Raw genomic sequence first — 797 nt, 5'->3', positions numbered from 1 at the left:
GACTACCCGGGTATCTAATCCTGTTTGATACCCGCACCTTCGAGCTTAAGCGTCAGTTGCGCTCCCGTCAGCTGCCTTCGCAATCGGAGTTCTTCGTCATATCTAAGCATTTCACCGCTACACGACGAATTCCGCCAACGTTGTGCGTACTCAAGGAAACCAGTATGCGCTGCAATTCAGACGTTGAGCGTCTACATTTCACAACACACTTAATCTCCAGCCTACGCTCCCTTTAAACCCAATAAATCCGGATAACGCCTGGACCTTCCGTATTACCGCGGCTGCTGGCACGGAATTAGCCGGTCCTTATTCGTATGGTACCTGCAAATAGGGACACGTCCCTAACTTTATCCCCATACAAAAGCAGTTTACAACCCATAGGGCCGTCATCCTGCACGCTACTTGGCTGGTTCAGACTTCCGTCCATTGACCAATATTCCTCACTGCTGCCACCCGTAGGAGTCTGGACCGTGTCTCAGTTCCAGTGTGGGGGACCTTCCTCTCAGAACCCCTACCCATCGGAGCCTTGGTGGGCCGTTACCCCGCCAACTAGCTAATGGGACGCATCGCCATCGCATACCGAATCTCTTTGCTCACCGTAACATGCGGAACAGTGAGAACATCGGGTATTAATCTTGCTTTCGCAAGGCTATCCCCGGGTATGCGGCAGGTTCGATACGCGTTACGCACCCGTGCGCCGGTCGCCATCAGCGGTCGCAAGCAACCGCCATGATGCCCCTCGACTTGCATGTGTTAAGCCTGTAGCTAGCGTTCATCCTGAGCCATGATCAAACTCT

1 rRNA gene is annotated in these 797 nt (G+C 53.3%); it reads right to left on the bottom strand.

Annotated elements, in window-relative coordinates:
- A 16S ribosomal RNA gene (locus FCL47_RS24115) occupies positions 1-797 on the bottom strand; the annotation flags it as partial.

The sequence above is a fragment of the Desulfopila sp. IMCC35006 genome (genome assembly GCF_005116645.1).
GTDB lineage: Bacteria > Desulfobacterota > Desulfobulbia > Desulfobulbales > Desulfocapsaceae > Desulforhopalus_A.
This window is presented reverse-complemented; position numbering and strand designations above follow the sequence as displayed.